The sequence below is a fragment of the Mycobacterium sp. genome (assembly GCF_035506235.1).
Lineage (GTDB): Bacteria > Actinomycetota > Actinomycetes > Mycobacteriales > Mycobacteriaceae > Mycobacterium.
Map to the genome: position 1 here is coordinate 1 of NZ_DATJPU010000101.1, position 7,803 is coordinate 7,803.

Sequence of the window (7,803 nt, forward strand, 5' to 3'; positions counted from 1 at the left end):
CCGCCGCACGGGATCGACTGGTCACCCAGCGGCAGCGGGAAGTCGGGCAGGGTTCCGCCGTTGGCTTCGGCGAACGCGATCCACTTCTGCACCTCCGGGGACTCCATCGTCATCCCGGACACGCAGGCGTGCTCCCGCAAGCAGAAGTCGTCGTAGCTGGCGGCCGGCGGAAGCGTGACGGGCGCCTTGCCCTCGAGAAGCGCGTTGTAGTTCATCACGATTTCGACATACAGCCCCGCGATCAGCATCGGGTCGCAGTGCAGGTGGTCGACGACCGCGTAGAGCGCGAAGCGGTCCTCGTACTGAATGATGCCGAACCTGAAGCAGTCCCACTGCAGCGGGTCCGGCGTGGCCAGGACGTGGTCCCGCCACTCCAGCTGCGTCATCGGGCCGTACTCCTTGGCGACGAATTGAATGTCGCGCGGGTTCTTCAAGGTGTGCCGGATGATGTTCTTCTCGTCTTGGTATTCGAACCAGCTGTGGTACGTGGCGTGGCGCCGCAGGTGCGCGTTGATGACGTAGGTCATCGCGCGGATGTCGCAGCGGCCGGGCACCTCCCAGGAACCCATGACCGCCCGCGAATAGTCGAGGCCCCGTTCCCCGAACTCGACGAACCCCCGAAGGTGACCCGCCTGCATGGAGCTAGGCGGCACCGGGCTCACCGGCGCCTGCCGAGCCTTCGCGGCGCAGCCGGGCGTGGGTTCCCACGTCACGACGGATCCCGGGCCCGGGTTCCAGTCGTAAGCGTTGCCAACTCGCAGGCTGTCGTGCTCAGAGCCTCCGCCTATGAACACGTTTCCCTCCTTAGTACCGGCCTAGCAGTGCAGTCGACTTTGACGTAGGAACCTCTTTCATGCAGGCGCCGCAGCGTTTTCCTCCTGGGGCGCCAGTTTGTGGAACAGGTGATCCGCCAAGCCTCGCACCGTGGTGATGTCGGCAGAGGTGATGCGTACCCCCGTTTGGGCCTCGATGTGAGTCCGCAATTCGAGGTTGCCCAGCGAGTCCAGGCCGTACTCGGAAAGCGGGTGGTCCACATCGATGTTGCGGCGCAGGATCAGCCCGATCTGCTCGGAGAGCAGACGCCGCAGCCGGGTCGGCCACTCGTCGAGCGGCAGGTCGGCCAGCTCGGCGCGCAGTTTGCTTGAACCCGAGCGCTTTTCGCCCGCGGACTTGAACATCTCGAGGAACTTGCTGCGTTCCGCGAAGGACGCGATCCACGGTGTCCCGATGAGGGGGCTGTAGCCGGTGTACGCGCGGTCGTGGCGCAGCAGCGCCTCGAACGCGTAAGCACCCTCGTCGGGAGCGATCGCGGCGCCGCTGCCCTCCGCGAAGTCCGCGCCGCGGCCGATCTCGCCCCAGGCTCCCCAGGCGATCGCCGTGGCCGGCAGGCCCTGAGCGCGTCGCCAATGGGTGAAGGCATCCAGCCAGCTGTTGGCCGCGGCGTAGGCGCCCTGGCCCGGCGAGCCCAGCAGGGCGGCAGCCGAGGAGAACGAGCAGAACCAGTCAAGGTCCGCAGATGCGGTGGCCTCGTGCAGGTTCCACGCGCCGTACACCTTGGGGGCCCAGTCGCGGTCGATCAGCTCGTCGGTGATGTTGGTCAACGTGGCGTCCTCGACCACCGCGGCGGCGTGCAGCACGCCACGCAACGGCAGTCCGGTTGCCGTCGCCGTGGCCACCAGGCGCTGCGCGACGTCGGCCTGGGCGATGTCACCGCATTCGACGATCACGTCGGAACCTATCGCTCGGACGAGCTCGATCGTTTCAGTCGCCTTCTGCGAAGGCTCGGAACGCGAGGTGAGCACGATCCGGCCCGCGCCGGCGGCGGCCATCTTCTCGGCCAGGAACAGGCCCAGGCCACCCAGACCGCCGGTGATGATGTAGGAGCCGTCCTTGCGGTACACCGGCGCCTGCTCCGGGGGCAGCACCACGCTGCTGCGCCCGGCCTGGGGGATGTCGAGGATGAGCTTGCCGGTGTGTTCGGCCGCGCTCATCACGCGAATCGCGGTGGCCGCCTCGGCGAGCGGGTAGTGCGTGCTCTCGGGCATCGGCAGCACGCCCTCGGCCGTCAATCGGTAGACGGTGCTGAGGATTTCGCTGACCTGCTGCGGGTGGCTGACCGACATCAGGCCCAAATCGACGCCCCAGAACGCGAGGTTGCGGCGGAACGGGAAGAGGCCCAGCTTGGTGTCCCCGTAGATGTCGCGCTTGCCGATCTCGACGAACCGCCCGCCCAGGGCGAGCAGTTTGATCCCGGCCAGCTGCGCCGCGCCCGTCACCGAGTTGAGCACGATGTCCACGCCGTAGCCGTCGGTGTCACGACGGATCTGGTCGGCGAACTCGACGCTCCGCGAGTCGTAGACGTGCTCAATTCCCATGTCACGCAACAGCTGCCGACGCCGCTCGCTGCCGGCCGTGGCGAAGATCTCGGCGCCCGCGGCACGGGCGATGGCAATCGCCGCCTGTCCCACACCGCCGGTGCCGGAGTGGATCAGCACCTTGTCGCCGGCCTTGATGCGGGCCAGGTCGTTCAGTCCGTACCAGGCGGTGGCGTGCGCGGTGGTCACCGCGGCCGCCTGCGCGTCGGTCAGCCCTTGCGGCAGCGTGGTGGCCAGGCGCGCATCGCAGGTGACGAAGGTGGCCCAGCAGCCGTTGGGGGACATGCCGCCGACGTGGTCGCCCACCTGGTGGCTGGTGACGTCGGGCCCGACGGCCGTGACGACGCCGGCGAAGTCGGTGCCCAGCTGGGGCAGGATGTTGTCCAGGCTCTGGTAGCGGCCGAACGCGTTCAGCACATCGGCGAAGTTGATGCTCGACGCGGTGACCGCCACCTCGATCTGCCCGGGACCCGGCGGGACCCGGTCGAACGCCGCGAACTCCATCGTCTGCAGGTCACCCGGCGTGCGGATCTGCATGCGCATCCCGTCGTTCCCGTGATCCGCGATGGTCGAGTGCCGCTCTTCCGGACGCAGGGGGGTGGGGCACAGGCGCGCGATGTACCACTCGTCGTTGCGCCAGGCCGTCTCGTCCTCTCCGGGCCCCGTCGTCAGCAGCTGGCGCACCACCTGGTCGGCGCTGGTCTGCTCGTCGACGTCGATGTGGGTGGTGTGCAGGTGCGGGTGCTCGGCACCGATCACCCGCAGCAGCCCGCGCAACCCGCCCTGGTCGAGGTTGGGCACGTCCTCCGACAACACCTTCTGGGCGTTGCGGGTCACCACGAACAGCCGCGGCGACTCGCCCTGGAGCTCCGGGAGCTCGCGGGCGATGCGGACCATGTGGTGGATGTATTCGCCACCGCGCACGGCGCCTTCGTCGTCCGGGTTGCCGTTCTTGGCCTCGGTGAGCACCACCACGCCGGCGTAGCCGCCCTTTTCGACCTCAGCGCGCAGCCGCTCGGCGATCGCGGGGTGGTCGGCCCGCGAAGGCCAGGACAGCGTGGTGCAGTCCGCCTCGTGCAGCTTCATCGCGTCCGTGAACGCCGTCGCGACGAGGTCCGCGGCATCGGAGGTGCTGACCAGCAGCCAGGCCCCGGTCTCGGCCGCGATGGCCACCTCCGGCAGCTGCCGTTGCTGCCATTCCACGGTCAGCAACCGCTCGGCCATCACCCGGGCCCGCTCGCCGCTCGGCGAGACGCCGGTGCCCATCTGCAGCCCCCGGACGGTCAGCAGCACGGTCCCGTGCTTGTCCAGGATGTCGAGGTCGGCCTCGACGGATCCGCCGGTCGCCGCGGTCACCCGGGAGTAGCAGTAGCGGGCGCTGCTGACGGATCCGTGGACCCGCAACCCGCGAACGCCCAGCGGCAGGAGCAGTCCACCCAGGCTGGCGTTCGCGACGCTCGGGTGCGCCGCGACCGACTGGAAGCAGGCGTCGAGCAGCGCCGGGTGCACGCCGTAATTGGTTTGCTGCGTCCGGATCACGCTGGGCAGCCCGATCTCGGCCAGCACCGTGGTGCCGGTGCCCTCGGCGGTGTGCGCGGCGGCCAGGCCGGTGAAGGCGGGGCCGTACTGGATGCCGCACAGGTCCATCGCGTCGCGAAGGTCGTTGCCCTCCAAGCGGCTCGGGTGCGCGGCCAGCAGTTCCTCGATGTCCACCGCGGCGGGGCGCGCTTTGTTCCCTGCGTCGTTCGCCTCCGTTAGCACCGCCGACGCCCGCCGGGCCTGCACCCCGTCCTCGTCGGTCTCCACGGCGAAGGTGAGCGCGCCGGGCGCCTCGGCGGTCGCGGTGAGGCTGATCTGCGTTTCCTCGTCGAGCATCAGCATCTGCTCGAAGCGGACGTCGCGCACCGCGGAGGCGTCGCCGAACACGGTGCGGGCCGCGGCCAGCGCCATCTCGCAGTAGGCCGCGCCCGGCAGCGTGGCGGTGCCGTGGACCTGGTGGTCGGCCAGCCAGGGCAGCGTCGTGGTGCCGATCTCGGCCTGCCACACGTGGCGCTCCGGCTCCTCTGGCAGGCGCACGTGCTGGCCCATCAGCGGGTGCACCGCGACGCTGGAAGCCAGCGCGCGGGAGCTGTGGCCCTCGCGGCTCAGCAACAGCGAGCGGTGCGTCCAGGCCGCCAGCGGGGCGTCCACCAGGTGCCCGCCGGGGTAGAGCACGGAGAAGTCGACCGTGGCGCCCGTGGTGTACAGGTCTGCCAGCAACCCGAGCAGCCCGTGGGGAAGCGGCTGCTCGCGCCGCATCGCGGCGAGCGCGGCCACCGTCATGTCCAGGCTGCGGGCGGTCTGGTCGACCGCATGGGTCAGCAGCGGGTGCGGCGACAACTCACCGAACACCCGGTAGCCGTCTTCCAGCGCCGCCTGCACCGCCGCGGAGAACCGCACCGTGTGGCGCAGGTTGTCCACCCAGTAGTTGGCGTCGCAGTACGGCTCCTCGCGCGGGTCGAACGAGGTGGCCGAGTAGTACGGGACCTCCGGGGTCAACGGCTCGATCTCGCCCAGCACGTCGTACAGCTCGTCGAGGATCGGGTCGACCTGCGGAGAGTGCGACGCCACGTCGACGGCCACCTCGCGCGCCATCACCTCGCGCTGCTCCCACACCGCCACCAACTCGCGGACCGTGTCCGCCGCGCCGCCGATGACGGTGGACTGCGGAGAGGCCACCACCGCCACCACGGCGTCGTTGACGCCGCGAGCCATCAGCTCCGAAAGCACTTGCTGCGCAGGCAGTTCCACCGACGCCATCGCGCCCGAGCCGGCGATCTTGGTCATCAGTCGCGAGCGGCGGCAGATGACCCGCACCCCGTCCTCGAGCGACAGTGCTCCGGCGACGACGGCCGCCGCCGATTCACCCATCGAGTGGCCGATGACCGCGCCGGGCCGGACCCCGTAAGACCTCATCGTCGTCGCCAGTGCGACCTGCATGGCGAAGCTCGTGGGCTGCACGCGGTCGATGCCCGTCACCTTCTCGGGGGCGGTCAGCGCCTCGGTCACCGAGAAGCCCGACTCGTGGGCGATCAGCGGCTCGATCTCGGCGATGGCCGCCGCGAACGCGGGCTCCTTGGCCAGCAGGTCGGCGCCCATGGTGGCCCACTGCGAACCCTGGCCGGAGAACACCCACACCGGGCCGCGCTGCTCCTGGCCCACCACTTCCTGGAAGAGGGCGTCGCCGCTGGCGACCTCCCGCAACGCCGTCAGCAGCTCCGGGGTGTCGGCGGCCAGCACCGTGGTCCGCACGGAGCGGTGCCCGCGCCTGCGCGCCAGCGTGTAGGCCAGATCCGGCGCCGACACGTCCGTCGCCCGCGCCTCGACCCAGTCGGCCAGCCGGGCGGCGGTCTCCCGCAGCCCGTCGGCCGAGGTGGCCGACAGCGGGAACAGCAGCGTGCCGTCGCGGCGCGGCCGGGTCGCGGCCCCGTTGCGCGAAAGCGGCTCGGGGGCCTGCTCGACGATGGCGTGCACGTTGGTGCCGGAGATGCCGTACGCCGACACCGCCGCGCGTCGCGGCTGGTCGCCGTTCAGCGGCCACGGCGTATTCTCTTGCGGCACAAACAATCCGGTGTCGATCCGGGCCATGTCGTCGGGCAGCGCCTCGAAGTGCAGGTTCTTGGGGACCACACCGTGCTGGACGCTCAGGACCGCCTTCATCACGCCAAGCGCACCCGCGGCGGCCTGGAGGTGCCCGAAGTTGGTCTTCGAGGCGCCGAGCACGCAGGGGTTGCCGAGGCCGTACACCTCGGCGAGGCTGCCGTATTCGATCGGGTCACCGACGGGGGTTCCGGTGCCGTGCGCCTCGACCATGCCGACGGTGCCGGCGTCCACGCCCGCGGCCGCGAGGGTGGCGCGGTACACCGCGGCCTGCGCCTCGCCCGACGGCATCGCGATGTTCATGGTGTGGCCGTCCTGGTTGGCGGCAGTGGCGCGAATCACACCCAAAATCCGGTCGCCGTCACGCTGGGCGTCGTTCAGGCGCTTGAGCAACAGCACCACGCAGCCCTCGCCGGAGACGAAGCCGTCGGCCTTGATGTCGAACGCGTGGCAGTGCCCGGTGCCCGAGAGCATGCCCCCCGCCGACGCGGAGGCTGACCTGCGCGGCTCCATCATCACGTTGACGCCGCCGGCGAACGCGAGTTCGCTCTCGCCGTCGTTCAGGCTGCGGCAGGCCTGGTGGATCGCGAACAGGCCGGACGAGCAGGCGGTGTCGATCGTGACCGCGGGGCCGTGCAGGCCGAGCGCGTAGGAGATCCGCCCGGAGGCCATGCAGGAGATGGTGCCCGGGTTTCCGTAGGGTCCGTCGAAGGCGTCGGTGGCGGCGTGGACGAATTGGTAGTCGCCGTAGTTCAATCCGATGAAAACGCCCGTTTCCCCGGCTATGGTGTCCTTGGTGAGGCCGGCGTGTTCCATGGCCTCCCAGGCGGTTTCCATGAGCAACCGGTGCTGGGGATCCATCGCCGTGGCTTCTTTTTCGGTGATGCCGAAGAACTCGGGGTCGAAGTCGCCGACGTTGTCCAGGAAGGAGCCCCACTTGCACACGGAACGGCCCGGCACGCCCGGCTCGGGGTCGTAATAGTAGTCGACGTCCCAGCGCTCGGCCGGAATTTCCTTGACAAAGTCGTCACCGCGCAACAACGCTTCCCAAAAGAGGTCAGGGGAGTTGATGCCCCCCGGCAGCCGGCACGCCATCCCGATGACGGCAACCGGAGTAACGCCTGCCTTAGCCACTGATCCTCACCTCTCCTTGCCTATCCACAAGTTCCTATCACTGCTGCTCGCTCTTATCAGAGCTTCGAGAAATCTCGCCGAATTTTTTTGCGCGAGCTAGCAACTCCGCAAGCAAGACACAACCAACCCACCGACCCCCGTATCGAAGCCCGCCGTAACAACGTGGCGCGATCAGCAGCGTAGCGGCTCGGCCCGAACCGCGTGGAAAAATCGTGCGAACGTACACAAATTTAACAACGTCCGAACCGCAATCGCTGATGGGGAGCATGGATCACCCGCCGGTCGCATACTTTTCGAACGATAATCGGGCGTGATGGTGGATGCGAGTCGCTGCCAGAGGCGCTGTGCCGCAAGTGCTCCGGCGACGCGGGGTCAATGGGCGGCAAACCAGACCACGCGTGTTGTCACCCACCGCCCCGGCTCGGGGCAGCACAAACCGGCCCGGCCCGGACGGCCGTGGCGGAAACCACAATTGGACGCGCCGACGCGGTGCATCGGGGATGCGTAATCCCGCCATAGTAGGGGCTATTGGGAGAGCCCGCAGGAAAATCGCTGAAATCTTCAAGATTGCAAGTTAAGTCCCGATTAAATGGCCGCCGGATTCGCGCGGTGTGGCGATATGCCGGCGTTCGGCCTTGGCGCCCCGGGCTTTTCA

General features: G+C 69.0%; 1 protein-coding gene and 1 pseudogene. Both read right to left on the minus strand.

The features are described 5' to 3' along the window. Positions 1-794: pseudogene (locus tag VMD50_RS09610) on the minus strand (acyltransferase); the annotation flags it as partial. A gap of 57 nt (positions 795-851) precedes the next feature. Continuing rightward, complete coding sequence (gene pks2, locus VMD50_RS09615) at positions 852-7,148, minus strand: sulfolipid-1 biosynthesis phthioceranic/hydroxyphthioceranic acid synthase (protein ID WP_325427174.1); 6,297 nt, start codon at positions 7,146-7,148, stop codon at positions 852-854. Positions 7,149-7,803: the final 655 nt, after the last annotated feature.